The sequence below is a fragment of the Pantoea sp. USHLN298 genome (assembly GCF_037149395.1).
GTDB classification, from domain to species: Bacteria; Pseudomonadota; Gammaproteobacteria; order Enterobacterales; family Enterobacteriaceae; genus Pantoea; species Pantoea astica.
Genome location: NZ_JBBCRO010000001.1, coordinates 669,503 through 695,222 on the forward strand (window position 1 = coordinate 669,503; position 25,720 = coordinate 695,222).

At 56.9% G+C, this 25,720-nt stretch carries 26 protein-coding genes; 21 read left to right on the forward strand and 5 right to left on the reverse strand.

Going from position 1 to position 25,720, the window contains the following annotated elements:
- Window positions 1-31 precede the first annotated feature (31 nt).
- Entirely contained in the window at window positions 32-1,570 is a 1,539-nt protein-coding gene (gene murJ, locus WFK59_RS03275; protein ID WP_233984643.1) for a murein biosynthesis integral membrane protein MurJ, read from the forward strand.
- Between the two features lie 482 nt (window positions 1,571-2,052).
- On the opposite strand, the gene flgN is transcribed toward murJ, so the two are convergent.
- The 3 genes from flgN to flgA form a co-directional block, all read right to left on the reverse strand.
- A complete protein-coding gene (gene flgN / locus WFK59_RS03280; RefSeq protein ID WP_233984642.1) occupies window positions 2,053-2,484 on the reverse strand; it encodes a flagellar export chaperone FlgN in 432 nt (143 codons plus the stop codon).
- Window positions 2,485-2,489: 5 nt separating this feature from the next.
- Complete coding sequence (flgM, locus tag WFK59_RS03285) at window positions 2,490-2,795, reverse strand: flagellar biosynthesis anti-sigma factor FlgM (protein ID WP_094120372.1); 306 nt, start codon at window positions 2,793-2,795, stop codon at window positions 2,490-2,492.
- Between the two features lie 103 nt (window positions 2,796-2,898).
- Window positions 2,899-3,558 (reverse strand): flagellar basal body P-ring formation chaperone FlgA, encoded by a 660-nt coding sequence (gene flgA / locus WFK59_RS03290; RefSeq protein WP_094120373.1) that lies wholly within the window; start codon window positions 3,556-3,558, stop codon window positions 2,899-2,901.
- 153 nt (window positions 3,559-3,711) lie between these two features.
- Here flgA and flgB point away from each other — a divergent pair, with 153 nt between their 5' ends.
- The 11 genes from flgB to flgL all read left to right on the forward strand — a co-directional run bounded on the left by flgB (window position 3,712) and on the right by flgL (window position 13,702).
- Complete coding sequence (gene flgB, locus WFK59_RS03295) at window positions 3,712-4,125, forward strand: flagellar basal body rod protein FlgB (protein WP_031376556.1); 414 nt, start codon at window positions 3,712-3,714, stop codon at window positions 4,123-4,125.
- Window positions 4,126-4,127: 2 nt separating this feature from the next.
- The gene (flgC, locus tag WFK59_RS03300; RefSeq protein WP_031376557.1) at window positions 4,128-4,532 is read left to right on the forward strand and encodes a flagellar basal body rod protein FlgC; all 405 of its coding nucleotides are present in this window, start codon (window positions 4,128-4,130) and stop codon (window positions 4,530-4,532) included.
- A gap of 12 nt (window positions 4,533-4,544) precedes the next feature.
- Complete coding sequence (gene flgD / locus WFK59_RS03305) at window positions 4,545-5,219, forward strand: flagellar hook assembly protein FlgD (RefSeq protein WP_233984641.1); 675 nt, start codon at window positions 4,545-4,547, stop codon at window positions 5,217-5,219.
- Window positions 5,220-5,245: 26 nt separating this feature from the next.
- Entirely contained in the window at window positions 5,246-6,520 is a 1,275-nt protein-coding gene (gene flgE / locus WFK59_RS03310; RefSeq protein WP_233984640.1) for a flagellar hook protein FlgE, read from the forward strand.
- 20 nt (window positions 6,521-6,540) lie between these two features.
- Window positions 6,541-7,299: a flagellar basal body rod protein FlgF gene (locus WFK59_RS03315; protein WP_233984639.1), complete on the forward strand. Its 759-nt coding sequence runs from the start codon at window positions 6,541-6,543 to the stop codon at window positions 7,297-7,299.
- A gap of 17 nt (window positions 7,300-7,316) precedes the next feature.
- The gene (gene flgG, locus WFK59_RS03320; protein ID WP_233984638.1) at window positions 7,317-8,099 is read left to right on the forward strand and encodes a flagellar basal-body rod protein FlgG; all 783 of its coding nucleotides are present in this window, start codon (window positions 7,317-7,319) and stop codon (window positions 8,097-8,099) included.
- A 60-nt stretch (window positions 8,100-8,159) separates the two neighbouring features.
- A complete protein-coding gene (locus WFK59_RS03325) occupies window positions 8,160-8,870 on the forward strand; it encodes a flagellar basal body L-ring protein FlgH (RefSeq protein WP_031376561.1) in 711 nt (236 codons plus the stop codon).
- Window positions 8,871-8,879: 9 nt separating this feature from the next.
- Complete coding sequence (locus WFK59_RS03330; RefSeq protein WP_233984637.1) at window positions 8,880-9,989, forward strand: flagellar basal body P-ring protein FlgI; 1,110 nt, start codon at window positions 8,880-8,882, stop codon at window positions 9,987-9,989.
- Window positions 9,989-10,948 carry a flagellar assembly peptidoglycan hydrolase FlgJ gene (gene flgJ, locus WFK59_RS03335; RefSeq protein ID WP_233984636.1) on the forward strand — a complete coding sequence of 320 codons (960 nt, stop codon included), beginning with the start codon at window positions 9,989-9,991 and terminating at the stop codon, window positions 10,946-10,948. The genes WFK59_RS03330 and flgJ overlap by 1 nt, the downstream gene beginning before the upstream one ends.
- A gap of 124 nt (window positions 10,949-11,072) precedes the next feature.
- A complete protein-coding gene (flgK, locus tag WFK59_RS03340; protein ID WP_336754997.1) occupies window positions 11,073-12,722 on the forward strand; it encodes a flagellar hook-associated protein FlgK in 1,650 nt (549 codons plus the stop codon).
- A 14-nt stretch (window positions 12,723-12,736) separates the two neighbouring features.
- Window positions 12,737-13,702 (forward strand): flagellar hook-associated protein FlgL, encoded by a 966-nt coding sequence (gene flgL / locus WFK59_RS03345; RefSeq protein WP_233984634.1) that lies wholly within the window; start codon window positions 12,737-12,739, stop codon window positions 13,700-13,702.
- A gap of 170 nt (window positions 13,703-13,872) precedes the next feature.
- On the opposite strand, the gene rne is transcribed toward flgL, so the two are convergent.
- Window positions 13,873-17,259: a ribonuclease E gene (gene rne, locus WFK59_RS03350; protein ID WP_336754998.1), complete on the reverse strand. Its 3,387-nt coding sequence runs from the start codon at window positions 17,257-17,259 to the stop codon at window positions 13,873-13,875.
- Between the two features lie 572 nt (window positions 17,260-17,831).
- Between rne and rluC the strand changes: the two genes are divergently transcribed.
- The gene (gene rluC / locus WFK59_RS03355) at window positions 17,832-18,788 is read left to right on the forward strand and encodes a 23S rRNA pseudouridine(955/2504/2580) synthase RluC (protein WP_336754999.1); all 957 of its coding nucleotides are present in this window, start codon (window positions 17,832-17,834) and stop codon (window positions 18,786-18,788) included.
- 13 nt (window positions 18,789-18,801) lie between these two features.
- Here the strand turns inward: rluC and WFK59_RS03360 are convergent, their stop codons facing one another.
- Window positions 18,802-19,389 carry a Maf family protein gene (locus tag WFK59_RS03360; RefSeq protein ID WP_233984631.1) on the reverse strand — a complete coding sequence of 196 codons (588 nt, stop codon included), beginning with the start codon at window positions 19,387-19,389 and terminating at the stop codon, window positions 18,802-18,804.
- Window positions 19,390-19,529: 140 nt separating this feature from the next.
- Between WFK59_RS03360 and yceD the strand changes: the two genes are divergently transcribed.
- From yceD to fabF, 8 genes are all read left to right on the forward strand, one after another.
- A complete protein-coding gene (gene yceD, locus WFK59_RS03365) occupies window positions 19,530-20,051 on the forward strand; it encodes a 23S rRNA accumulation protein YceD (protein ID WP_094120386.1) in 522 nt (173 codons plus the stop codon).
- Between the two features lie 14 nt (window positions 20,052-20,065).
- Window positions 20,066-20,236, forward strand: coding sequence for a 50S ribosomal protein L32 (gene rpmF, locus WFK59_RS03370; RefSeq protein WP_003849870.1), 171 nt, complete (start codon window positions 20,066-20,068; stop codon window positions 20,234-20,236).
- 25 nt (window positions 20,237-20,261) lie between these two features.
- Window positions 20,262-21,302 (forward strand): phosphate acyltransferase PlsX, encoded by a 1,041-nt coding sequence (plsX, locus tag WFK59_RS03375; protein ID WP_233984630.1) that lies wholly within the window; start codon window positions 20,262-20,264, stop codon window positions 21,300-21,302.
- Window positions 21,303-22,256, forward strand: a complete 954-nt coding sequence (locus WFK59_RS03380) for a beta-ketoacyl-ACP synthase III (RefSeq protein ID WP_094120388.1) — start codon at window positions 21,303-21,305, stop codon at window positions 22,254-22,256. It begins immediately after the preceding gene.
- A gap of 16 nt (window positions 22,257-22,272) precedes the next feature.
- The gene (gene fabD, locus WFK59_RS03385; protein WP_233984629.1) at window positions 22,273-23,205 is read left to right on the forward strand and encodes an ACP S-malonyltransferase; all 933 of its coding nucleotides are present in this window, start codon (window positions 22,273-22,275) and stop codon (window positions 23,203-23,205) included.
- A gap of 10 nt (window positions 23,206-23,215) precedes the next feature.
- Window positions 23,216-23,950 (forward strand): 3-oxoacyl-ACP reductase FabG, encoded by a 735-nt coding sequence (gene fabG, locus WFK59_RS03390; RefSeq protein WP_094120390.1) that lies wholly within the window; start codon window positions 23,216-23,218, stop codon window positions 23,948-23,950.
- Window positions 23,951-24,104: 154 nt separating this feature from the next.
- Window positions 24,105-24,341 carry an acyl carrier protein gene (gene acpP, locus WFK59_RS03395; protein ID WP_003849865.1) on the forward strand — a complete coding sequence of 79 codons (237 nt, stop codon included), beginning with the start codon at window positions 24,105-24,107 and terminating at the stop codon, window positions 24,339-24,341.
- An 85-nt stretch (window positions 24,342-24,426) separates the two neighbouring features.
- On the forward strand, window positions 24,427-25,668 hold the full coding sequence (gene fabF / locus WFK59_RS03400) for a beta-ketoacyl-ACP synthase II (RefSeq protein WP_233984628.1): 1,242 nt from the start codon (window positions 24,427-24,429) through the stop codon (window positions 25,666-25,668).
- Window positions 25,669-25,720: the final 52 nt, after the last annotated feature.

Here is a 25,720-nt window from a genome sequence, read left to right on the forward strand (position 1 = left end):
TGCCGATTCTTTTCAGGATGCGCCGTCAATTATGAATTTGTTGAAATCGCTGGCAGCGGTCAGTTCCATGACCCTGTTTTCCCGCGTCTTGGGCTTTGCCCGTGATGCCATTGTGGCGCGGGTGTTTGGCGCCGGAATGGCGACCGATGCGTTCTTTGTCGCTTTTAAACTCCCTAATCTGCTGCGGCGAATTTTTGCTGAAGGGGCCTTCTCACAGGCGTTTGTGCCGATCCTGGCGGAATATAAAAGCAAGCAGGGCGAAGAGGCAACGCGCCTGTTCCTCGCTTACGTCTCTGGCCTGCTGACGCTGGCACTGGCGCTGGTCACCGTGGCGGGGATGATCGCCGCGCCGTGGGTGATTATGATCACTGCGCCGGGTTTTGCCGACAGCGCAGACAAGTTTGCCCTGACCAGTTCGCTGCTGCGCGTCACCTTTCCCTATATCATGCTGATTTCACTCGCCTCACTGGCGGGCGCGGTGCTGAATACCTGGAACCGTTTTTCGGTCCCGGCCTTTGCGCCGACGCTGCTTAACGTCAGCATGATTGGTTTCGCGCTGTTTGCCGCGCCGCATTTTCATCCGCCAGTGATGGCGCTGGCATGGGCGGTAGTGGCAGGCGGCGTGCTGCAGCTTGGCTACCAGCTGCCGCACCTGAAGAAACTCGGGATGCTGGTACTGCCACGGCTGAACCTGCGCGATGCAGGCGTCTGGCGGGTGATGCGTCAGATGGGGCCGGCGATTCTTGGCGTCTCGGTCAGCCAGATTTCCCTGATCATCAATACCATTTTCGCCTCTTTTCTGGTTTCGGGATCGGTCTCGTGGATGTATTACGCTGATCGGCTGATGGAGTTCCCGTCCGGCGTACTCGGCGTGGCGCTGGGAACGATCCTGCTGCCGTCGCTGGCGAAAAGTTTTGCCAGCGGCAATCACGATGAATATTCGCGGCTGATGGACTGGGGTTTGCGGCTTTGCTTTTTGCTGGCGCTGCCCAGTGCCGTGGCGCTGGGGATGCTCTCCGGACCGCTGACCATTGCGCTGTTTCAGTACGGCAAGTTCACCGCCTTTGATGCGGCGATGACCCAGCGCGCACTGATTGCTTACTCAGTCGGACTGATGGGTCTGATTGTGGTGAAAGTGCTGGCACCGGGTTTCTATTCGCGGCAGGACATTAAAACCCCGGTGAAGATTGCGATAGTCACCCTGATTATGACGCAACTGATGAACCTGGCATTTATCGGTCCGCTGAAGCACGCGGGCCTGTCACTGTCGATTGGCCTGGCTGCCTGTCTCAACGCGGCGCTGCTCTACTGGCAACTGCGCAAAAAGCAGATCTTTATGCCGCAGCCCGGCTGGGCCAGTTTTCTGATCCGTCTGGTGATCGCGGTACTGGCGATGGCGGCGGCGCTGTTTGCGATGCTGCAATGGATGCCGGCGTGGGAACAGGGCGTGATGCTGTGGCGGCTGCTGCGTCTGGCGGCGGTCTGTGCGGTCGGCGGTGGGGCGTACTTCCTGACGCTCGGGCTGCTGGGCTTCCGCTTGCGCGACTATGCGCGACGCACTGCGGTGTAACAGCAACGTCCGGATATACAGTCCGGATGCATAGTCCGGATATACAGTCCGGATGCGAAAAATCCCGCACCTGGCGTAATGCTGATCAGTTAAGCGACGGGTGAGAACGCAGTCTGGTGCCGCTCAGGGGCTGGCGGTCCTCGCGCCGCTGCGCGGTACCTTCACGTCATTCCTCTGCCTGACGGACCGCCGGGGATGGCACATCCTGTGCCGCCCCGCCTTTCGCCCGCGTCCTGCGGGCTCTCCTGGCAGACTCATTCCGTTCAGCGCTGCGGATTGCCTGCCCCTGATCGGCCCCAGCCTGCTCTGAAACTTCAGTGCGTGCTGTTAAAAAGGGCACAAGAGCAGAGGTGATCAGGCCCGCACTGCGGCACGATCGCGCCCAAAAAAAAGCTGCCACGTTTGATCGTGACAGCCTTTGCAAAGGTAACCTTAACTGACGAGCATCAGGCACCTGGCAGGATTTTTTGCTCAGTCAGCCGTCAGGCTTTGCGGCTGAGCGTCGCCTGACCTTTACCCATCCCATCCGGGCCATAGAAAGCCTGAGTCTGGTGCGGTTTCAGCACCTGCAGGGCATCCTGGGTAAAACGAATCTGATGTTGCAGCAACATGCCATTATGCACGTTGGCATCCTGCAGGCGACGGGTATGCTGCTCAATGCGCTGCCAGCGGCTCGCCATCTCGTTCTGACCACGATAAGGTGCCTGGGTTGCCAGACTTTGCTCGGCAGTCCGGCGCATCTCATCCAGATAGTTCAGCGTACTGAGCAGCGCGCCTTTATCTTCGGTAATGCGCTGCAACAGGTTGCTGTTAATGTTTCCGGCCGACAGCTGCTGCTGTTCTTCGTCCAGCAGGGTCGACAGCGATGCCAGCACATCCTGCATCTTATCTAATGTGGTCAGCAAGTTACTCATGGGGACTAGTTACCCTCTAAATACGCCTTAGTGTCGGCAATCAGCGCGTCGGCGATCTTGCCGGTATCCATTTTCAGTTCGCCATTACGAATGGCGGTTTTCAGTTGTTCAACCCGCTGGACGTTAATGTCCTGGCTGCCCGGCTGCATCAGCTGTGACTGAGCGCTGCTCAGGCTGACCTGCGCGGCGGCGGGTGTGGTGCTGGCCGCCGGCGTGGTGCTTTGACGCACTTTAGGCGTGGCGGGCTCGCTGGTATCGCGGCTCTGTACGGTGCTGGCGGGTTTCAGCGGTTGCGTTCTGTCGATGCTCATATTCAAGCTCCTGTACGGTCAGGGGAGTCTGCCACCTGAATCAGAATAGCGTAATTGCTTAGTTGATTCTTCTATCGGCAGAACAACTGGCTTCTTTAACGCTTTATAGTGTTATAAGAATATTCCCATCATCCCGCACCCGACCGCTAACGATCTGCCCGTTTCCCATCCGTACCCGTACCCATTGTGACTGGGTAGCATTGTTCAGCGCCTTACCCTCACCGCTGGCGTCAAATCCGTCGCCACTGGCAATCACCATCACATTCTGACCCGCCTTGACCCGCCACGGCTGACGCAGCATCGACGGGTTAATCGGCTGGCCTGGCTGGATATCGCGCAGTACCACCGCATCCGCTACCGCCTCATCGTTGAGCAGCGAACGCGCTGGCAGAACGTCCAGCCGGCCGGTCTGCAGGCTGAAATCAGCCGTGCTGACGCTGCTGCCCCGCGTTAACAGCCGGTTAGCCACCAGGTAAGACCCGGTGACCTGCACCTGGACCTGAATGTAGCGGCGGTTCTCACCGCAGTTTGCCGCCACGCTCATATTGCCCCACAGGCGGCTATTGCCTGGCAGCGTAAATGCTGGCGTATCGCAGTCGGGCCACTGGGCCTGCGGCGTCCGGACCACCACCTTCATGCCTGCGGCATGCTGCGCATCACGGGCTTTAAAAAATTGTTCCAGTTGCGCACTGAAATCCCCGGCCGTCACCGGCAGGGCGATCAGGACCAGCAGGCTGGCCAGCAGGGTTTGATATCCACGCATGTGCTTTTCCTCACTGATGATGGCAACAAGTCTACGCGCAGCAAAAATTATTCAAGAGTCAAAATAGCATGGGTTTTTGGCCTTATTCAGACGATCACCTCTTGCTTTTCCAAATTAAGCTGCCAGCTCGAAATTCTCATTTGCGGAGGAACCATGCTCGACAAACTGGATGCGGCGCTGAAATTTGGTACGGAAGCCCTCAACCTGCGTGCTCAACGTCAGGAGATCCTGGCGTCAAACATTGCCAACGCCGATACCCCTGGTTATCAGGCCCGGGATATCGACTTTGCCAGCGAGCTGAGTCGGGTGATGGCCAATGGTCGTGCGGAAGGCAGCAGCATGGCGTTAAAAGTCACGTCAGCTCGCCACATTGAAGCACAGACCAACTCGGCACCGTCGATGGATATGCTCTATCGCATTCCCGATCAGCCAGCCGCCGACGGCAACACAGTAGATATGGACCGTGAACGTACCCAGTTCGCGGATAACAGCCTGAAATATCAAACCGACCTCACCCTTATCAGTAGCCAGATCAAAGGCATGATGAGCGTGTTACAAGGGCAATAATTATGGCCTTGCTGAACATTTTTGACATTGCCGGCTCAGCGATGACCGCGCAATCACAGCGATTAAACGTCAGTGCCAGTAACCTGGCCAACGCCGACAGCGTTACCGGCCCGGATGGGCAACCCTACGTCGCTAAACAGGTGGTGTTTCAGACCGATGCGGCACCTGGCGCGGCCACCGGCGGCGTAAAAGTGGCGAAGGTGGTCGACGATCCGACCCCGGCAAAACTGGTGTATGACCCAGGTAACCCGATGGCAGATGCCAAAGGCTACGTGAAGATGCCGAACGTGGATGTGGTCTCTGAGACCGTCAACACCATGTCAGCGTCGCGCAGTTACCAGGCTAACGTCGAAGTGCTCAACACCGTGAAGTCGATGATGATGAAAACCCTGACGATCGGGCAATAACGGAGAAAAATTATGGCTATCGCGGTAGGCGTTAACGAGAAGCTGGACCCCACGGTCCTCAGCTCTTCCAGCACCAGTGGCACCGGCAACAGCGCGCAGGATCTGCAGAATCAGTTCCTCACCATGCTGGTGACCCAGTTACAGAACCAGGATCCCACCAATCCGATGGACAACAGCCAGCTGACCACTCAGCTGGCGCAGATCAATACCCTGAGCGGAATTGAAAAACTGAACACCACGCTGGGATCGATCTCCGGCCAGATCAGCACCAGCCAGTCGCTGCAAAGCTCCACGCTGATTGGGCATGGCGTAATGGTCAACGGCTCGCAGGTACTGGTCGGCAGCGGCACCACCACGCCGTTTGGTGTTGAGCTGGCGTCGGCCTCAACCGCAACCGCCGCCACGATTAAAGATGCTAACGGCTCGGTGATCGATACCGTTGACCTCGGCGCACTCAGCGCTGGCGTTCATACCTTCTCGTGGGACGGCAAACTGAGCGACGGCTCCACCGCGCCAGACGGTAAATACAGCGTTGCGATTGCGGCAAGCAATGGCAGCACACAACTGGTGGCACAACCGCTTAACTACGCCTACGTCAATGGGGTAAGTACCGCGAACGACACCACAAAACTGGATCTCGGCACCATGGGCTCCGCTTCCCTTGACGAAGTACGTCAGATTCTCTGATTAACCTGTAGACAGGAGACACACACATGTCATTTTCCCAAGCGGTCAGCGGCCTTGGCGCTGCCTCAAGTAACCTTGATGTCATCGGTAACAACATCGCCAACTCCGCGACAGCGGGTTTTAAATCAAGCACCATCGCCTTTGCCGATATGTTTGCCGGTTCTAACGTCGGCCTCGGCACCAAAGTTGCTGCGGTGATTCAGAACTTTAACGACGGTTCGACCACCACCACCAGCCGTGGCCTCGACGTCGCGCTGAGCGGCAACGGTTTCTTCCGTATGACGGACACCAGCGGCGCGGTTTACTATTCGCGTAACGGTCAGTTCACACTGGATGCCAACCGTAACCTGATCAACACCCAGGGCCTGAACGTGACCGGTTATCCGGCCAGCGGCTCACCGGCCACCATCCAGGCGGGCGCAAACCCGGTTGCGATCAGCATTCCGACCGAGCAGATGCCGGCACGCGCGACCACCACCACCGGCCTGGTTGCGAACCTGAACTCCACTGACACTGCCCCGACGGTCACGACTTTCTCGACCGCCAACGCCGACAGCTATAACAAAAAGACCACGGCGACCGTGTTCGACTCGCAGGGTAACGACCATGCGCTCGACATGTACTTTGTCAAAGACACCGCCAGCAACAGCTGGACCGTGCACGCTATCGACGCCAACACCGGCTACTCCGCGGGTGACTTCAAAATGGCATTCGATACCAGCGGCAAACTGACCAGCATGGACAAGCTGGACGCCAATGGCGCCGTGGTCAGCAGCAGCACCGATGGCACCGTAGGCTTAACCCTTAACGTACCGGCACCAGGCCAGACTGCCGCCGCTAACGGCGCGGTGGCCAATCAGCCGATCACCCTGAGCATGCTGGGCAGCCTGCAGCAGAACACCGGCAGCACCACCTTTGGCAGCCCGACTCAGGATGGTTATGCGCCTGGCGATCTGACCAGCTACGCCATCAACGATGACGGCACCATCACCGGCACCTACTCCAACCAGAAAACCCAGCTGCTGGGTCAGATCGTCCTGGCAAGCTTCTCTAACCCGGAAGGCCTGCAGTCACAGGGCGATAACGTCTGGTCTGCCTCTAACGCTTCAGGTCAGGCGGCGATTGGTCTGGCGAACACCGGCACCTTCGGCTCACTGACTGCCGGCGCGCTGGAAGCCTCTAACGTCGACATGAGTAAAGAGCTGGTGAACATGATCGTGGCGCAGCGTAACTATCAGGCGAACGCGCAAACCATCAAAACTCAGGACCAGATTCTTAACACGCTGGTTAACTTACGTTAATTCGCTAACAGGATTGCTTTATGGATCACGCGATATATACCGCGATGGGCGCGGCCAGCCAGACGCTGGATCAGCAGGCGGTTACCGCCAGCAACCTCGCCAACGCCTCAACGCCAGGCTTCCGTGCGCAGCTTAATGCGCTGCGTGCGGTGCCGGTCAATGGCTGGTCCCTGCCGACCCGCACGCTGGTGACGGCGTCAACGCCGGGCGCCGATATGAGTCAGGGCACCATGGATTACACCGAGCGCCCACTCGACGTGGCGGTGCAGCAGGATGGCTGGCTGGCGGTGCGTACCGCTGACGGCAGCGAAGCCTATACCCGCAACGGCAACATGCAAATCAGCCCGAACGGTACGCTGACGATTCAGGGCAATCCTGTGATGGGTGATGGCGGTCCGATTGTGATCCCGCAGGGATCGGAAATCACCATTGCCGCCGACGGTTCCATCACCGGCCTGAATGCCGGCGATGCGCCGAATGCCACTGTCCAGCTCGGTAAGCTCAAGCTGGTGCGCGCCACCGGCAAAGAGGTGCAGCGCAGCGACGACGGCATGTTCCGTCCGACAGCGGCCACCCAGGCCACGCGCGGTGCGGCGTTGCAGGCTGACCCCACCATGCAGGTGATGCCTGGCGTACTGGAAGGCAGCAACGTGAAACCGGTGGAAACCATGGTCGACATGATCGCCAACGCCCGACGTTTTGAGATGCAGATGAAAGTCATCACTAACGTCGATGAAAACGAACAAAAAGCCAACCAGCTGCTGAACATGAGCAGCTAAGGCGCGAGGATAACAACATGATTCGTTCTTTATGGATCGCGAAAACCGGTCTTGATGCACAGCAGATGAACATGGACGTGATTGCCAACAACCTGGCAAACGTCAGCACCAACGGCTTTAAACGTTCGCGTGCGGTGTTCGAAGATCTGATGTATCAGACCATGCGTCAGCCGGGCACCCAGTCGTCAGAACAGACGACGCTGCCTTCTGGCCTGCAGATTGGTACCGGTGTCCGTCCGGTGACCACTGAACGTCTGCATACCCAGGGCAACCTGTCGCAGACCAGCAACTCGAAAGATATCGCGATTAATGGTCAGGGCTATTTCCAGATTCAGATGCCGGATGGCACCTCGGCTTATACCCGTGACGGCGCTTTCCAGGTCGATCAGAACGGCCAGCTGGTGACCAACTCCGGTTTCCCGGTGCAGCCAGGCATCACCATTCCGGCCAACGCCACCAGCATCACCGTGGCGCGTGATGGGGTAGTGAGCGTGACGCAGCAGGGACAGACCCAGGCGACCCAGGTCGGCCAGTTAACCCTGAGCACCTTTATGAACGATGCCGGTCTCGATAGCGTGGGTGAAAACCTCTATCAGGAAACGCAGGCATCGGGCGCACCCACCGACAGCACCCCTGGCCAGAATGGCGCGGGTCTGCTCTACCAGGGCTATACCGAAACGTCGAACGTCAACGTGGCGGAAGAGCTGGTCAGCATGATCCAGACCCAGCGCGCCTATGAAATCAACAGCAAAGCGATCAGCACCTCCGATCAGATGCTGGCGAAACTGACTCAGATTTAATCCACAGCAGGGCCAGCTCCGGCTGGCCTGAAGAACAGATATTGATAAGGTCGTGACTCCGTGGCGAAGCAACAGATTCTCAAGCCTGGACATTGGTTAGTCGCCTCGTTGCTGCTAACCCTTAACGGTTGTGCACTGGTACCGCGTACACCGCTGGTAGAAGGGGCGACCACGGCGCAGCCGATGCCGTCCGCGCCACCGGTGGTAAACGGCTCAATTTTCCAGGGCGTTGCGCCGCTCAACTACGGCTATCAGCCGCTGTTTGAAGATCGCCGCCCACGCAACATTGGCGACACTCTGACGATTACGCTGCAGGAAAACGTCAGTGCCAGCAAAAGCTCCTCGGCGAATGCCAGCCGCGATGGCAGCAACAGCTTCGGTTTAAGCGCGGTTCCGACCGGGCTGGCAGGACTGGTGGGTGCCGGTGGCGAGAAAGCCAACTTTGGCGCCGAAGGCAAAAATGATTTCGCAGGTAAAGGCGGCGCCTCCGCCAACAACACCTTTACCGGCACCATTACCGTCACCGTGGATCAGGTGTTGTCGAACGGCAACCTGCACGTGGTGGGCGAGAAACAGATCGCCATTAATCAGGGCACGGAGTTCATTCGCTTCTCGGGCGTGGTTAACCCACGCACCATCAGCGCCAGCAACGCCGTGTTATCTACCGCCGTCGCCGATGCACGTATTGAGTACGTCGGAAACGGTTATATCAATGAGGCGCAGACCATGGGTTGGTTGCAGCGTTTCTTCCTGAACATCTCGCCGATGTAAGAGGTTTCAATGAAAAAGTTAACGCTGTTGCGAATCGGAGTGGCGCTGCTGCTGGGCGTCAGCCTGCTGGCAAAGGCCGATTTAATTCGCGATCTGACCACCGTACAGGGCGTGCGTGAAAACCAGTTGCTTGGCTATGGCCTGGTGGTCGGGCTGGACGGAACCGGTGACCAGACCACCCAGACGCCGTTCACCACCCAGACGGTGAGCAACATGCTGTCACAGCTCGGCATTACCGTGCCGACCGGCACCAACATGCAGCTGAAAAACGTGGCGGCAGTGATGGTGACCGCCAAACTGCCGGCGTTTGCCCGTCAGGGACAGACGCTGGACGTGGTGGTGTCGTCACTGGGTAACGCCAAAAGCCTGCGCGGCGGTACGCTGCTGATGACCCCGATGAAAGGGGTCGATAACCAGGTTTATGCGCTAGCGCAGGGTAACATCCTGGTCGGCGGTGCGGGCGCGTCGGCAGGCGGCAGCAGCGTGCAGGTTAACCAGCTGAACGGCGGCCGGATTACCGGCGGGGCAACGGTTGAGCGGGAACTGCAAAGCAACTTTGGCTCGCAGAACACCATCAACCTGCAGCTGAACAGCGAAGACTTCTCAATGGCGCAGCGGATTGCCGATGCGATTAACGCGCGTGGCGGTTACGGTGCCGCCCAGCCGCTGGATGCCCGAACCGTTCAGATCCGCGTCTCACCGAATAACGGTGCCCAGGTGCGTCTGCTGGCGGATATCCAGAACATCAACGTTTCGATACCGGTTGAGGATGCGAAAGTGATCATCAACTCCCGTACCGGTTCGGTGGTGATGAACCGCGAAGTGACGCTGAATCAGTGTGCAGTGGCACAGGGTAACCTGTCGGTGACCGTCAATCAGCAGCAGAACGTCAGTCAGCCAGATACGCCGCTGGCCGGTGGTCAGACGGTGGCAACCACCCAGACCCAGATCGATCTGCGTCAGACCGGTGGCGCGCTGCAGCGTGTTAATGCCAGTGCCAACCTGAACAACGTGGTGCGTGCGCTGAACGCGCTGGGCGCATCGCCTATTGAGCTGATGTCGATTCTGCAATCGATGCAGAGCGCCGGTTGTCTGCGCGCCAAACTGGAAATTATCTGATGACGGATACGCAATCTCTGATGAGTGCGGCTTACGACAGCCGCTCACTGAACGAACTGAAACACCAGGCCAGCGGCGATCCGAAAGGGAAAGCGCTGCAGGTCGCCCGTCAGGTCGAAGGGATGTTTGTACAGATGATGCTGAAAAGCATGCGTGAGGCGTTGCCGCAGGATGGAATGATGAGCAACGAACAAACCAAACTTTTTACCTCAATGTACGATCAGCAGATTGCGCAGGAGATGGGCAAACGCGGCCTCGGACTGGCGGAAACCATCGTTAAGCAGATGCAGCCCGCCACCGCACCGGATGAGAAAGCTGGCACGGTGCCGATGAAGCTGGATAACAGCTTTATTCTCAGCACCGTCGGCGCGGTGCAACAACCGGCGCAGCAGCTGGAGCAGATGGTGCGCAAAGCCATGCCGCGTCTTCCGGTCTCGTCACCGACCGGCCTGCCAACCGACAGCCGCGAGTTTATTGCGCAGCTGACACAACCGGCGCAGGCCGCCAGTCAGCAGAGCGGTATTCCGCACCATCTGATTCTGGCGCAGGCGGCGCTGGAGTCGGGCTGGGGCCAGCGCCAGATCCTGACCCGCGATGGCAAGCCGAGCTACAACGTATTCGGCATTAAAGCCAGCGGTGACTGGAAAGGCGAAACCACCGACATCATGACCACCGAATATGAGCAGGGCGAAGCGAAGAAAGTGCGCGCCAGCTTCCGGGTTTACAACTCCTATTTCGAAGCGCTGACGGATTACGTCAAACTGATTACCAATAATCCCCGCTATGCCGCCGTGGCTAACGCGTCAAGCGCCGAGCAGGGCGCGCAGGCACTGCAGGCGGCGGGTTACGCCACCGATCCCAAATATGCACAGAAGCTGGTGGGAATGATTCAGCAATTCAAGAACATGGGCGAAAAAGTCGTTAAAGCCTACAGCCAGGATTTAGGTGACCTGTTCTGATCATTTAGCCTCAAGTTTCACTTAAGCACGCCGATAACACCATCATAAGCCAGATGCGTTTTCGCCTGCTGGCGCCCACTTTGATGACTGCCAGCCCGGTTGACGGGGAATGTAAGGAACCGAGATGTCCAGCATAATTAACTCCGCGATGAGCGGATTGAGTGCCGCGCAGGCCGCCCTGAGCACCACCAGCAACAACATTACCAACTACACCGTGGCGGGCTATTCACGCCAGACCACTATCCTTGCCCAGGCTAACAGCACCCTGCAGGGCAACAGCTACTATGGCAACGGGGTTAACGTGACCGGCGTTCAGCGTGAATATGATGCGTTTATCGCCGCCCAGCTGCGCGGCTCCAGCGCGAACTACAGTGCGGTAAGCACCCAGTACAGCCAGATTTCTAACATCGACGATCTGTTATCGACCTCGACCACCAGTCTGTCGACCTCGATTCAGAGCTTCTTTACCAACCTGCAGAACGTGGTCAGTAACGCCAACGATCCGTCGGCGCGCCAGTCAATGCTGAGCAACGCCCAGGGGCTGGTCAGCCAGTTCCAGACTACTTCGCAGTATCTGACCAGCATGCAGAACAGCGTTAACAGCGACATTGGCTCCAGCGTGGATAAGGTCAATACCTACACCACGCAGATTGCGGATCTGAACAAGCAGATCGCCAGACTGACGACCGGCACCGGTACCGCACCGAATGACCTGCTGGACAAGCGCGATCAGCTGGTCAGCGACCTGAACAATGTGGTCGGCGTGACCGTGTCGGAGCAGGATGGAAGCTATAGCGTTTCAATGGCGAACGGCCTGACGCTGGTCAACGGCACCAAATCAAACCAGCTGGTGGCCATGACGTCCAGCAGCGATCCGACCCGCACCACCATTGGCTATGTGGACAAACAGGCCGGTAATGTTGAGATCCCGGAAAAACTGATTACCACCGGTTCGCTCGGTGGCCTGCTGGCGTTCCGCTCGCAGGATCTCGATCTGGCGCAGAACCAGCTCGGCCAGCTGGCCGCTGCCTTTACCACCAGCTTTAACACCGTGCATAAGCAGGGCTTTGACAGCAACGGGGATCAGGGCGTCGATTTCTTTAATATCGGCACGCCGACCGTGGTGAGTAACAGCAAAAACAGCACCGCAGCCTCGGTGACCGCTGAGTGGACCGACACCAGTGCGCTGAAAGCCTCTAACTACACCCTGAGCTATGACGGCAGCAACTGGACCGCGACCCGCGCGTCTGACGGCGTCTCCGTTGCCATTAACCGGGTCAACGAGAGCAACGGCGACACCACGCTGAGTTTTGACGGTCTGAAGCTGACCGTCGGCTCCACCCCTGCGCCGGCTGCCAAAGACAGTTTCCTGGTGAAGCCGGTACAGAACGCGATTAACGACATGTCAGTGGCTATCACCAGCGAATCACAAATCGCCGCTGCCGGTGCAACAGGTGGCGAAAGCGATAACCGTAATGCGCAGAAACTGCTGAACCTGCAGGACAGCAAACTGGTGGGCGGCAACGCCACGCTGGCACAGGCTTACGCCAGTATCGTCAGCACCGTCGGCAACAAAACCAGCTCGCTGGAAACCACCAGCACCACGCAGGAAAGCGTGGTCAGTCAGCTCACCGAACGGCAGCAATCGGTCTCCGGGGTTAACCTCGATGAAGAGTACGCCAACCTGACAAAATATCAGCAATATTACATGGCAAATGCGCAGGTACTGCAGACTGCCAGCACCATCTTTGATGCATTGATCAATATTCGCTAAGGGTAGGGGATAGCATGCGAATCAGTACAAATATGATATTTAACCAGCAGGTGCGTGGAATTACCGACTCGCAAGCCTCCTGGCTGAAAGTGGGCGAACAGCTCTCCAGTGGCCGCCGGGTCACCAATCCATCGGACGATCCGATTGCCGCCTCACGCGCGGTGGTGTTGTCGCAGACGCAGTCGCAGAGCAGCCAGTACGCGCTGGCGCGTACTTTTGCTAACCAGGGATTATCGCTGGAAGAAAACGCGCTGAAAGGCGTGACCGGCAGTATTCAGGATGCGCAAACGCTGATCGTCAACGGTTCAACCGGCACGCTGAGTGACGATGACCGTGGCTCGATTGCGACCCAGCTCGAAGGTATCCGCGCCCAGTTACTCAACCAGGCTAACAGCCAGGATGCCAACGGTCGTTATATCTTTGCCGGTTACAAAACTGACAGCGCGCCGTTTGTAGATGGCGCCGGCACTGGCGTGAGCTATGCGGGCGGAACCGATGCTATTACTCAGAAAGTGGACAGCAGCCGCAGCATGACCGTCGGCCATACCGGTGACGATATCTTCATGGCGATCACCGGCAATGCCACCAAAGAGCCGGACGGCAGCGCCAGCGAAACCAACCTGTTCGCCATGCTGGATAGCGCCATTGCCGCGCTGAAAGTGCCGCAGGATGATGCGGATGCCGCCACTAAACAGACGTTCCAGGATGCGATGGATAAAACCAACCGCGGTCTTGGCAACTCGCTGAACAACGTCTTAACCGTGCGCTCCGAAATCGGGACTCAGCTGTCGGAACTCGATACGCTGGATGCCCAGGGCGACGATCGTAACGTGATTTACAGCTCGCAGATGAGCGACCTGGTGGATGTGGATTATACCCAGGCGATTTCCAGTTACACCATGCAGCAGACGGCGCTGCAGGCGTCGTACAAGACCTTTACCGATATGTCTAAGATGTCCCTGTTCCAGCTGAATTCATAATCTGACCTGAAAATTTGAGCGTACTTTAACCGGGTGCGCTTAGTTTCTCCCATCCTCCTGATAAAAGAGGGTGGGATTTTTTTTGCCTGTATGCCAGCTGAGCCACAGAAAACAGGCATAAAAAAAACCCCGGCTTGCAGGCCGGGGTCAGGTTCAGAGCAAGGTCAGCGTTATGGCTTAGTCGCTGGTGCCGTGGCCTGATGGGTAGCCGCGTGACCGCCAGCAGAACCACGTCCATCGAACTGGTACGGAGAACGTACCCAGTCGCTGTGACGTGCCGGTTCTGGCTGCCAGACCGGCGCAGGCGCTTTGGTCATTGGCGCAGAAGCGAAGTGCTTCCAGCGGGTGACATCTGCGGCGACGGCAGGCTCAGCAGCGGCAACCGGCTCAGCGGCGACAACCGGCGCTGGCGATGCTGCCACCGGTGCAGGTTCAACGTCACGTGCCGCGACAGGTGCATGAGGCTCAGTGCTTAACACCGTCTCAGCGTCGGCTGCGATCGGGGCATTCAGCACTTCTTCTACCTGTGCTTCAGTTTCACGGCTGACTTCGACCGGTGCCTGCTGAGCCATCTCTGCGGGCTGTGCCGCTTCATCACTCTGTGCAGCATCCGGCATTTCGCTTACCGGCTCAGCAGGCTGTGCCTGAGCAGCGATGGTTTCAGCGATCGCTTCAGCCGCGGCTGGGATCACAGACGGCTGATGATCAACCGGTGCATCGATCGCACGGGTATCGTCAGTGTTCACCACCGGCACCGGCGTTTCGGCCTGCGGTTCAGCCTGCTGCACGGGTGCGTCCTGTGACGCATCTGATTCAACCGCAGCAGCAACCGGCAGTGCAATGGCACCTGCGGTCTCTTCACGGCTGTAATCTGGCGTTTCCTGAACGGCATCCTGCACTACCTGCTCTTCGCTGGCCTGGCTGACCGGATAGCGTACCCACACTTTACCGGAGGCCATTTCTGGCGACGCGGCTGCAGCCGCCAGAGGCATGGCTGACTGGGTTGGGTAACGCTCATCACGATAACGACGACGACGCTGACCGCTGACGCGCAGATGACGTGGCGAACGGCGTGAGCGACGCGGCATATTGGCGTTATCACGGCTGTCGTTATCATCCTGCTCTTCGATCTGTGGGGCTTCGGTTGGCAGTACGTCGGCCGCTGGTTGCGGTACCGCACGCGCTTCAGTCGGCACGGCAATATCCGTGGCTTCTGCAGGCAGTGGCTGACGATTATCATCAACGCGGACTTTCTGGCTCAGCTGACGCGGCTTACGACGCGGCATCACCTGCACGCGTTCGTCATCCTGCGCTTCAGGGGTTTCAGCTACAGCCTCGGCAACCACTGGCTGCTCGGCAGCTTTCGCGGCTTCCTGCTGGGCGCGTTTCTCTTCCTGACGACGACGCTGACGTTCAGCACGTTGCTCACGACGCTGTTGCTGCTGCTCGTCGCGCTGCTGACGGGCTTCTTCGCTCAGTGCCGGACGCTCTTCACGCACCTCGTTAGGCTGAGACTGACGCTTGTTGCGACGGTTATCATTGCCTTCACGTGGCTCACGGTTTTCGCGCGGCTCGCGGCTCTCGCGTGGTTCACGGCTTTCACGCGGCTCACGCGGTTCGCGGCTTTCACGTGCCTGACCATTTTCACCGTTACGCGGCGTACGCTCACGACGGTTGTTATTGCGACGGTTGTTGTTGCGACGATCGCCGCGCTGATTTGCGTTCTCTTCTTCGCTTTCCGGCGCTTTCTTCGGTTCTGCAACTTCAGGCGTAGCTGGCGTTGCCGCAGGGGCGTCTTCGCCACCGAACATTTTCTTCAGCCCACCGAACAGGCGGCCAAGGAAGCCGGTGCTGACGGTTGCTGGTGCCGCGACGGTTGGCGCTTTCGCTGCCGGTTGCGCTTCAGCGCGTGGCGCTTCGGGTGCAACTTCAACCGGTGCAGGAGGCGCATCAGGCATGACAAAGGCCGCCAGCGCTGGCTGCTCAGGACGACGACGTTCGCCGTGCTCCTCTTCCGATGGCAGCGCCATTTCAGCTTCATGCAGCTTCGGCAGATGGTAGCTCAGCGTCTGGGTCTCTTCACCTTTACGCACGCGCAGCACGGAATAGTGTGGGGTTTGCATCTTGTCATCGGGAACAATGATGGCCCGCACGCCGCCCTGGCGTTTTTCAATGGCATTGACCGCTTCACGCTTCTCATTCAGCAGGTAAGAGGCCACCTGAACTGGCACGATGGCGTGCACTTCTTTGGTGTTATCTTTCAGCGCTTCTTCTTCAATCAGACGCAGGATCGACAGCGCCAGTGATTCGTTATCACGAATGGTGCCGGTGCCGCTACAGCGTGGGCAGACGTGATGGCTTGATTCACCTAACGACGGGCTCAGACGCTGGCGTGACATCTCCAGCAGGCCGAAGCGAGAAATGTGGCTAATCTGGATACGCGCACGGTCCTGACGCACCGCTTCACGCAGACGATTTTCTACCGCGCGCTGATGGCGGACCGGTGTCATATCGATAAAGTCGATAACGATCAGGCCGCCGAGGTCACGCAGACGCAGCTGACGGGCAATCTCGTCTGCCGCTTCAAGGTTAGTGTTAAACGCTGTCTCTTCGATATCGCCGCCGCGCGTAGCGCGTGCTGAGTTGATATCAATTGCGGTTAACGCTTCGGTGCTATCGATCACAATCGAGCCGCCGGAAGGCAGGCGGACTTCACGCTGGAAAGCGGATTCGATTTGCGATTCGATCTGATAGTGGCTGAACAGCGGGATTTCACCGGTGTATAGCTTAATTTTGCTGCTGAAATCCGGACGGCCCAGCGCAGCGATATGCTGACGCGCCAGTTCCAGTACTTTCGGATTATCAATCAGGATTTCGCCGATGTCCTGGCGCAGATAGTCGCGGAATGCACGAACGATGACGTTGCTTTCCTGATGAATCAGGAACGGCGCCGGACGGTTTTCAGCGGCTTTTTTAATCGCTTCCCAGTGTTTCAGACGGAAGCTCAGATCCCACTGCAGCGATTCGGCAGATTTACCGACACCGGCGGTGCGGACGATCAATCCCATGCCTTCCGGCAGTTCCAGCGCCGACAGGGCTTCTTTCAGTTCGGTACGATCGTCACCTTCGATGCGACGGGAGATACCGCCTGCACGTGGGTTGTTCGGCATCAGTACCAGATAGCTGCCCGCCAGAGAGATAAAGGTGGTCAGCGCAGCGCCTTTATTACCGCGTTCTTCTTTATCGATCTGAACAATGACTTCCTGACCTTCACGCAGCACGTCTTTGATATTCGGACGACCATGCGCGTTGTAGCTGGAGGGGAAATATTCGCGGGAGATTTCTTTTAAAGGGAGGAAACCGTGACGCTCTGCGCCATAATCGACAAACGCAGCTTCAAGGCTGGGTTCAATGCGAGTGATTTTACCTTTGTAAATGTTGGCTTTTTTCTGTTCGTGTCCTGGGCTTTCGATATCCAGATCGTACAGACGCTGACCGTCAACCAGGGCAACGCGCAACTCCTCCTGCTGAGTTGCGTTTATTAACATTCTTTTCATCGTGACTTACTCGTTATTCTTTCATGAGTGATTACAGCTGCGGGCATAGTTACCCTGGACGAGTATCAACCGATGGCCCCGTGACTTAGTGCAATGTCGTCAGCCTCACGGCTGTCGACCGCGCGAGGGGCGCAAATAACGTCGGTGGCCTGTTTTTCATAAGGGAAAACAGCACCAGATAGTGGAAATGCCTGAGAGAAATAAAAAACCCGTGCACTCCATACTGCTGTCCAGGCCGCAACCCGCAGCCCGCTAAGTGCCTGATTTCGCATTACGTCTTACGCCATTGCTGCGTGTCTGCTCGATCCGGCAAAATGACAATTTCGCTCTTTTTCTGCCCTGAAACCCTTCAGGTAAGAAACTTAAGCATTATTCCATTGCTAACCTTCATATAGCAAGGCGACTTTAGCCAGCTTGTGAAGTTTCTTTACATTTAGCACCATAATATATCGGGTCAAGCGCCAGGTTGTTGAAAAAGCCAGCAGCCGGGCCGCTTATCGCGACACTAACCCCAGAGTTAAGCACAGAAAAAGGGGTGGCGCTATCAGGGGACACTATTTAGAATCGCCGCCATGAAAACAGAGAATCCGGGCGTACAATTTGTCGCCATCACGGCTGAAAATGCCGGACAACGCATTGATAACTTTTTGCGCACCCAACTGAAAGGTGTGCCGAAAAGCATGATTTATCGCATCGTACGTAAAGGCGAGGTGCGGGTGAATAAAAAGCGCGTCAAGCCGGAGTACAAGCTTGAGGCGGGTGATGAGATCCGTATTCCGCCGGTGCGGGTCGCCGAGCGCGATGAGGATGCCGTCTCACCGAAGCTGGCTAAAGTCGCCTCGCTGGCCGATGCCATCCTGTATGAAGATGAATCCCTGCTGGTGATGAATAAGCCGTCCGGCACCGCAGTGCACGGCGGTAGCGGGCTGAGCTTCGGAGTCATCGAGGGATTACGTGCCTTGCGGCCCGAAGCGCGCTTCCTGGAGCTGGTTCATCGGCTGGATCGTGATACCTCCGGCATTTTACTGGTGGCGAAGAAGCGCTCGGCGCTGCGTTCTCTGCATGAACAGCTGCGCGAAAAGGGGATGCAGAAAGATTACCTGGCGCTGGTGCGCGGTAACTGGCCTTCACACCTGAAAGTGGTGCAGGCGCCGCTACTGAAAAATATTCTGCAGAGCGGCGAACGTATCGTGCGCGTCAGCAGCGAAGGGAAACCGTCAGAAACCCGCTTTAAAGTAGAAGAGCGTTTTGAGTTTGCCACGCTGATTAAAGCCAGCCCGGTGACCGGGCGTACGCACCAGATCCGCGTCCATACTCTCCATGCTGGCCACCCGATTGCTTTCGACGATCGCTACGGGGAGCGTGAGTTCGACAGCCAGCTGGCCTCAACCGGCTTAAAGCGGCTGTTCCTGCACGCTGCAGCGCTCACCTTTACTCATCCCGGCACCGGCGAAGTGATGCGGGTGGAAGCACCGCTGGATGACGGCCTGAAGCAGTGCCTGCTCCGGCTACGTCAGCTAAAAGCGTAATTGCGCGCTGGCATCACGCCGACAGCGGATTGATGCCGGCTTGCCGTAACATGCCGTTGAGCGCGATCAGCGGCAGTCCCACCAGCGTATTGGGATCGCGTCCCTCTAACCGATCAAACAGACAAATCCCCAGGCCTTCACTTTTGAAACTGCCGGCACAGTACAGCGGCTGTTCCTTCTCTATATAGGCAGCGATCTCCGCTTCGCTAAGATCACGAAAGTGCACCACAAAAGGCTCACAACATTGCATCAGTTGCTGACTGGCGGGGTGAAAAAGCGCCAGACCAGTATAGAAGGTGATGCGGTTGCCGCTGGCGGCGCGTAGCTGCGCCCGGGCATTCTCCACGGTGTGCGGTTTACCGGTAATCATCCCGTTCAGCACGCAGACCTGATCGGAGCCGATGATCCAGTGATCGGGGTAGGCCTGAGCCAGCGCTTTTGCTTTCGCGACCGCAAGGCGTGAGACCAGCACTTCCGCGGTTTCACCGGGCTGCGGGGTTTCATCCACCTCGGGGGCGGCGGTGATAAAGGGCAGGCCCAGCTTGTCTAATAACGCCTTGCGAAAAGGCGAGGTGGAAGCTAAAAGAATCGATGTGGTCATTTTTTTTCAATAGTGATAGCGAATTGGTGACAGTCATTTTAAACTGTGCGCCGCACTGGATGCGAATAGTGGTTGAAAGATGCTGTTTAACGGCCTTTTTCTTTGACTCTATGACATTACAAAGTTAATATGCGCGCCCTATGCAAAAGGTAAAATTACCCCTGACGCTGGACCCGGTCCGCACCGCTCAAAAACGCCTTGATTATCAAGGTGTCTACACATCTGTACAGGTGGAGCGCGTGGCCGAGTCAGTAGTTAGTGTGGACAGTGATGTGGATTGTGCCATGTCGTTTGCGGTTGACAGTCAACGTCTGGCGGTACTGACGGGTACAGCTGAAGTACAAGTGACGTTGCGTTGTCAGCGCTGCAACCAGACCTTTCCTCATCATGTACACGTAAGTTATTGCTTCAGTCCTGTCTCTTCTGAAGAGCAGGCCGAGGCATTGCCGGAAGCGTACGAGCCGGTCGATGTCAACGAGTTTGGTGAGATCGATCTGCTGGCAGTTGTCGAGGATGAAATCATTCTCGCGCTGCCGGTCGTTCCGGTACATGATTCTGAACACTGTGAAGTGTCCGAGGCGGACATGGTCTTTGGCAAACTGCCTGCAGAGGCGGAGAAACCAAATCCATTTGCCGTATTAGCCAGTTTAAAGCGTAAGTAATAGGAGTAAGGTCCATGGCCGTACAACAGAATAAACCCACCCGTTCTAAGCGTGGTATGCGTCGTTCGCACGATGCGCTGACCACTGCTGCTCTGTCAGTAGATAAAGTTTCTGGCGAAACTCATCTGCGTCACCACATTACTGCGGATGGTTACTACCGCGGTCGCAAGGTTATCGTTAAGTAAGTTTCTTGCTTAGCAAGGCGATACCTTGACACGTTTGACCCTGGCTATTGATGCCATGGGCGGGGACTTCGGTCCTTGCGTGACAGTGCCTGCAGCATTGCAGGCACTGGCCTCTCATTCGCAGCTGTTCCTTCTTCTGGTCGGTAATCCCGACATCCTCACGCCATTGCTTGCCAAAGCGGATTCCTCCTTACTGGGGCGTTTGCAGGTGATTCCTGCCGAATCGGTTATTGCAAGTGATGCGCGGCCCGCTCAGGCCATCCGAAACAGTCGCGGCAGCTCAATGCGTGTGGCGCTGGAGATGGTGAAAGAGGGACGTGCGCAGGCCTGCGTCAGCGCAGGAAATACCGGCGCGCTGATGGGGCTGGCCACGCTGATGCTCAGGCCGCTGGACGGTATTAAACGCCCGGCGCTGATGTCCGTGTTACCGCACCAGCAGCAGGGTAAAACGGTGGTGCTGGATCTGGGCGCCAACGTCGGTTCAGACAGCGCGATGCTGGTTCAGTTTGCGGTGATGGGATCGGTGATGGCGGAGCATGTCCTCGGCATTGCACGGCCCCGTGTCGCACTGCTCAATATTGGTCACGAAGAGACCAAAGGGCTGGAAACCATTCGCGACGCAGCGGTAATCCTGCGAGAATCACCGCAGATCAACTATATTGGTTACCTTGAAGGTAATGAGCTACTCACCGGTAAAACGGATGTGATGGTCTGTGACGGGTTTGTCGGTAATGTCACGCTGAAGACCATGGAAGGCGTGGTAAGAATGTTTCTTTCCCTGCTGAAGTCGTCAGGGGAAGGCAAAAAACGGTCATGGTGGCTGAGGTTGCTGGGACGCTGGATTCAGAAACGTCTGGCGAAGCGCTTCGGGCATCTCAACCCAGACCAGTACAATGGCGCTTGTCTGTTAGGATTGCGCGGAACAGTGATCAAGAGCCACGGTGCAGCAAATCAACATGCCTTTGCCGTGGCGATCGAACAGGCAGAGCAGGCGGTGCGGCAGCAGGTTCCCGAACGAATTGCTGCGCGCCTTGATGCTGTATTAGCCAGGAGTGACAAAGCCTAGATGTATACCAAAATTATCGGTACGGGCAGTTATTTGCCTAGCCAGGTTCGCACCAATGCCGATCTGGAAAAAATGGTGGAGACGTCGGACGAGTGGATTGTCACCCGCACCGGCATCCGTGAGCGCCGTATTGCTGCGCCTGACGAGACGGTCGCCACCATGGGATTCAGCGCGGCTCAACGCGCCCTTGAAATGGCCGGCGTTGAAGCGAACGATGTTGGGCTGATTATTGTCGCCACAACTTCTTCCAGTCATGCCTTCCCCAGCTCCGCCTGCATGATCCAGCAAATGCTGGAGATCAAAGACTGCGCGGCGTTTGACCTTGCTGCCGCCTGTGCGGGCTTTACCTACGCCCTGAGCGTGGCCGATCAGTACATTAAAAATGGCGCGGTGAAGCATGCACTGGTAATCGGCGCTGACGTGCTGGCGCGCGCGCTCGATCCCGAAGATCGTGGCACCATCATTCTGTTTGGTGACGGCGCAGGTGCGGTAGTGCTTGGCCCAAGCGAAGAGCAGGGGATTATCTCCACCCATCTGCACGCCGATGGTCGTTATGCTCAGTTGCTGACTCTGCCTTATCAGGATCGCGCCCATCAGGATAAACCTGCCTACGTGACAATGGCCGGCAACGAAGTGTTCAAAGTGGCGGTTACCGAGCTGGCGCACATCGTTGATGAAACCCTGCAGGCGAACAACCTCGATCGCGAAATGCTGGACTGGCTGGTGCCACATCAGGCCAACCTGCGCATTATCAGCGCGACGGCGAAAAAACTGGGGATGACCATGGATAAAGTCGTGGTTACCCTGGATCGCCACGGCAATACTTCTGCCGCATCGGTGCCAAGCGCACTGGATGAAGCGGTCCGTGATGGCCGCATCAAACCCGGACACCTTATTTTGCTGGAAGCCTTTGGTGGTGGATTCACCTGGGGTTCTGCACTGGTTCGCTTTTGATTGACAGGAACGTAAGATGACGAAATTTGCTTTTGTTTTCCCAGGCCAGGGTTCACAGACGGTCGGTATGCTGGCAGATTTAGCCGCTGCCTGGCCGCAGGTGGAAGAGACTTTCCGCGAAGCCTCTGCGGCACTGGGATATGACTTATGGCAGTTAGTCAGCCAGGGTCCGGCTGAAGAGTTGAATAAAACGTGGCAGACTCAGCCTGCGCTATTAGCCGCTTCGGTCGCTATCTATCGTGTCTGGCAGCAGCAGGGCGGTGAACAGCCGTCAATGATGGCCGGTCACAGCCTGGGTGAGTATTCCGCGCTGGTCTGTGCGGGTGTGCTCGATTTTGCCGATGCGATCAAGCTGGTTGAGCTGCGTGGCAAACTGATGCAGGAAGCGGTGCCGGAAGGCACGGGCGCGATGCAGGCGATTATCGGCCTGGATGATGCGTCCATTCGCAAAGCCTGTGAAGAGAGTGCACAAGGGCAGGTGGTCTCGCCGGTTAACTTTAACTCGCCAGGTCAGGTGGTCATCGCCGGTAACAAAGAAGCGGTAGAGCGTGCTGGCGCGGCCTGTAAAGCTGCCGGTGCTAAACGTGCGCTGCCGTTACCGGTCAGCGTCCCTTCACACTGCGCGCTGATGAAGCCTGCAGCCGACAAACTGGCCGTTGCGCTTGAGTCCATCACCTTCAATACGCCTGCCGTACCGGTGATTAATAACGTCGATGTGAAAGCGGAAACTGACGCTGGCGCGATTCGTCATGCGCTGGTTCGCCAGCTTTACAGCCCGGTTCGCTGGACTGAAAGCGTGGAAGCGATGGCGGCACAGGGCGTGACTCAACTGCTGGAGATCGGTCCAGGCAAAGTGCTGACCGGTCTGACCAAACGCATTGTGGATAGCCTGACAGCGGCTGCCGTCAACGACAGTGCATCACTGACGGCTGCACTCGGAAAGGAATAAGAGGAAAATCATGAGCTTTGAAGGTAAAGTTGCGCTGGTCACCGGCGCGAGTCGCGGCATTGGTCGTGCGATTGCAGAGACGCTGGCGGCAAAAGGCGCTAAAGTGGTAGGCACCGCGACCAGCCAGAGTGGCGCCGACGCCATCAGTGCTTACCTTGGCGACAAGGGCAAAGGCCTGTTACTGAACGTGACTGACGCTGCATCAATCGAGACTGTTTTAGAGAATATTCGCGCAGAATTTGGCGAAGTGGATATTTTAGTCAATAATGCAGGCATTACGCGTGATAATCTTCTCATGCGCATGAAGGACGATGAGTGGCAGGATATCCTCGATACCAACCTCACTTCTGTCTTCCGCCTTTCTAAGGCGGTATTGCGTGCCATGATGAAAAAGCGCGTGGGCCGTATCATCACCATCGGTTCCGTTGTTGGAACTATGGGTAACGCGGGTCAGGCAAACTACGCGGCAGCAAAAGCGGGTTTAATTGGCTTTAGCAAATCACTGGCGCGCGAAATCGCGTCACGTGGCATTACCGTCAACGTCGTGGCTCCAGGTTTTATTGAGACAGACATGACGCGGGCACTGAACGAAGATCAACGTTCCGGAATTTTGGCGGAAGTCCCTGCGGGTCGTTTAGGCGAAGCGCAGGAAATCGCCAATGCTGTGGCATTCTTAGCCTCTGACGAAGCAGCCTACATCACAGGTGAAACGCTGCACGTCAATGGCGGCATGTACATGGTCTGATAAATCACGAAATCATTTGCATTATTTGCGGTTAAAACCGCAAAATAGCGTAAAATCGTGGTTCGACCAGCCGGGATTTTGTTGCATCTTTTTCACCATTTTATACACTACGAAAACCATCGCGAAAGCGAGTTTTGATAGGAAATTAAATAGTATGAGCGATATCGAACAACGCGTTAAGAAAATCATCAGTGAGCAGCTGGGTGTGAAAGAGGAAGAAGTGACCAACTCTGCATCTTTCGTAGAAGACCTGGGTGCCGATTCTCTTGATACCGTTGAGCTGGTAATGGCTCTGGAAGAAGAGTTTGATACTGAAATTCCAGACGAAGAAGCTGAGAAAATCACTACCGTTCAGGCAGCGATCGACTACATCAATAGCCACAAAGGCTAATGAATATCTTCAGGCGGTCGCTCGACCGCCTGATTTTTATGTTTGTCCCACATAGTTCCCTATTTCCCCTCCCTGGAGGACGAACGTGTCTAAGCGTCGTGTAGTTGTGACCGGTCTTGGCATGTTGTCTCCTGTCGGCAATACCGTAGAGTCTACCTGGAGTGCTCTCCTTGCCGGTCAGAGCGGCATTAACCTGATCGACCATTTTGATACCAGTGCGTATGCAACACGTTTTGCAGGTCTGGTAAGAGGTTTTAATTGTGATGACTACATCTCGCGCAAAGATCAGCGCAAGATGGATGACTTCATCCAATACGGCATTGTTGCCGGTATGCAGGCGATGCAGGACAGCGGTCTGGTTGTGACCGACGAAAATGCAGGCCGCATGGGCGCAGCGATTGGTTCCGGCATCGGTGGTTTAGGTCTGATTGAAGATAATCATACTTCACTGGTCAACGGCGGTCCGCGTAAAATCAGCCCGTTTTTTGTGCCTTCAACCATCGTCAACATGGTGGCGGGTCATCTTACCATCATGTATGGCCTGAAAGGTCCCAGCATCTCTATTGCCACTGCCTGTACCTCTGGCGTGCATAACATTGGTCATGCGGCCCGTATCATCGCCTATGACGATGCTGATGTGATGCTGGCAGGTGGCGCTGAAAAAGCCAGTACGCCGTTAGGTGTTGGCGGATTCGGGGCTGCGCGTGCGCTCTCAACCCGTAACGATAACCCGCAGGCAGCCAGCCGCCCATGGGATAAAGATCGTGACGGTTTCGTACTGGGTGACGGTGCCGGTATTGTGGTACTCGAAGAGTACGAACATGCTAAGAAACGCGGCGCAAAAATCTATGCGGAAATTGTCGGCTTTGGTATGAGCAGCGATGCCTATCATATGACGTCGCCGCCGGAAGATGGCTCGGGTGCCGCAGCAGCGATGATCAATGCGCTGCGTGATGCTCAGCTGACGCCAGAGCAGATTGGCTATGTCAACGCGCACGGCACGTCGACGCCCGCGGGTGACAAAGCGGAAACACGGGCAGTGAAATCGGTGTTCGGGACAGCCGCCAGTACGGTAATGGTGAGCTCAACCAAATCGATGACCGGGCATCTGCTGGGTGCCGCCGGCGCAGTGGAATCGATCTACTCGATTCTGGCGCTGCGTGACCAGGCCGTACCGCCTACCATTAACCTCGACAACCCGGATGAAGGCTGCGATCTCGACTTCGTGCCGCATACCGCGCGTCAGGTTTCCGGCCTGGAGTACACCCTGTGTAACTCCTTTGGCTTCGGTGGTACCAACGGTTCATTGATTTTCCGTAAAGTGTAATCGCTTCAGATTACTGAAAAGGCCCGCGATGCGGGCCTTTTTTTATCCTGAT

Bases quoted from the DNA above. Each gene is read 5' to 3' on its own strand.
- WFK59_RS03330 (WP_233984637.1), top strand. From the start codon at position 8,880: ATGAAAAAGTTAACGCTGTTGCGAATCGGAGTGGCGCTGCTGCTGGGC.
- fabG (WP_094120390.1), top strand. From the start codon at position 23,216: ATGAGCTTTGAAGGTAAAGTTGCGCTGGTCACCGGCGCGAGTCGCGGC.
- flgK (WP_336754997.1), top strand. From the start codon at position 11,073: ATGTCCAGCATAATTAACTCCGCGATGAGCGGATTGAGTGCCGCGCAG.
- flgE (WP_233984640.1), top strand. From the start codon at position 5,246: ATGTCATTTTCCCAAGCGGTCAGCGGCCTTGGCGCTGCCTCAAGTAAC.
- fabD (WP_233984629.1), top strand. From the start codon at position 22,273: ATGACGAAATTTGCTTTTGTTTTCCCAGGCCAGGGTTCACAGACGGTC.
- flgA (WP_094120373.1), bottom strand. From the start codon at position 3,558: ATGCGTGGATATCAAACCCTGCTGGCCAGCCTGCTGGTCCTGATCGCC.
- acpP (WP_003849865.1), top strand. From the start codon at position 24,105: ATGAGCGATATCGAACAACGCGTTAAGAAAATCATCAGTGAGCAGCTG.
- flgD (WP_233984641.1), top strand. From the start codon at position 4,545: ATGGCTATCGCGGTAGGCGTTAACGAGAAGCTGGACCCCACGGTCCTC.
- rne (WP_336754998.1), bottom strand. From the start codon at position 17,259: ATGAAAAGAATGTTAATAAACGCAACTCAGCAGGAGGAGTTGCGCGTT.
- flgL (WP_233984634.1), top strand. From the start codon at position 12,737: ATGCGAATCAGTACAAATATGATATTTAACCAGCAGGTGCGTGGAATT.
- murJ (WP_233984643.1), top strand. From the start codon at position 32: ATGAATTTGTTGAAATCGCTGGCAGCGGTCAGTTCCATGACCCTGTTT.
- flgJ (WP_233984636.1), top strand. From the start codon at position 9,989: ATGACGGATACGCAATCTCTGATGAGTGCGGCTTACGACAGCCGCTCA.
- flgC (WP_031376557.1), top strand. From the start codon at position 4,128: ATGGCCTTGCTGAACATTTTTGACATTGCCGGCTCAGCGATGACCGCG.
- yceD (WP_094120386.1), top strand. From the start codon at position 19,530: ATGCAAAAGGTAAAATTACCCCTGACGCTGGACCCGGTCCGCACCGCT.
- rluC (WP_336754999.1), top strand. From the start codon at position 17,832: ATGAAAACAGAGAATCCGGGCGTACAATTTGTCGCCATCACGGCTGAA.
- rpmF (WP_003849870.1), top strand. From the start codon at position 20,066: ATGGCCGTACAACAGAATAAACCCACCCGTTCTAAGCGTGGTATGCGT.
- WFK59_RS03315 (WP_233984639.1), top strand. From the start codon at position 6,541: ATGGATCACGCGATATATACCGCGATGGGCGCGGCCAGCCAGACGCTG.
- flgB (WP_031376556.1), top strand. From the start codon at position 3,712: ATGCTCGACAAACTGGATGCGGCGCTGAAATTTGGTACGGAAGCCCTC.
- flgM (WP_094120372.1), bottom strand. From the start codon at position 2,795: ATGAGCATCGACAGAACGCAACCGCTGAAACCCGCCAGCACCGTACAG.
- flgG (WP_233984638.1), top strand. From the start codon at position 7,317: ATGATTCGTTCTTTATGGATCGCGAAAACCGGTCTTGATGCACAGCAG.
- flgN (WP_233984642.1), bottom strand. From the start codon at position 2,484: ATGAGTAACTTGCTGACCACATTAGATAAGATGCAGGATGTGCTGGCA.
- WFK59_RS03380 (WP_094120388.1), top strand. From the start codon at position 21,303: ATGTATACCAAAATTATCGGTACGGGCAGTTATTTGCCTAGCCAGGTT.
- WFK59_RS03360 (WP_233984631.1), bottom strand. From the start codon at position 19,389: ATGACCACATCGATTCTTTTAGCTTCCACCTCGCCTTTTCGCAAGGCG.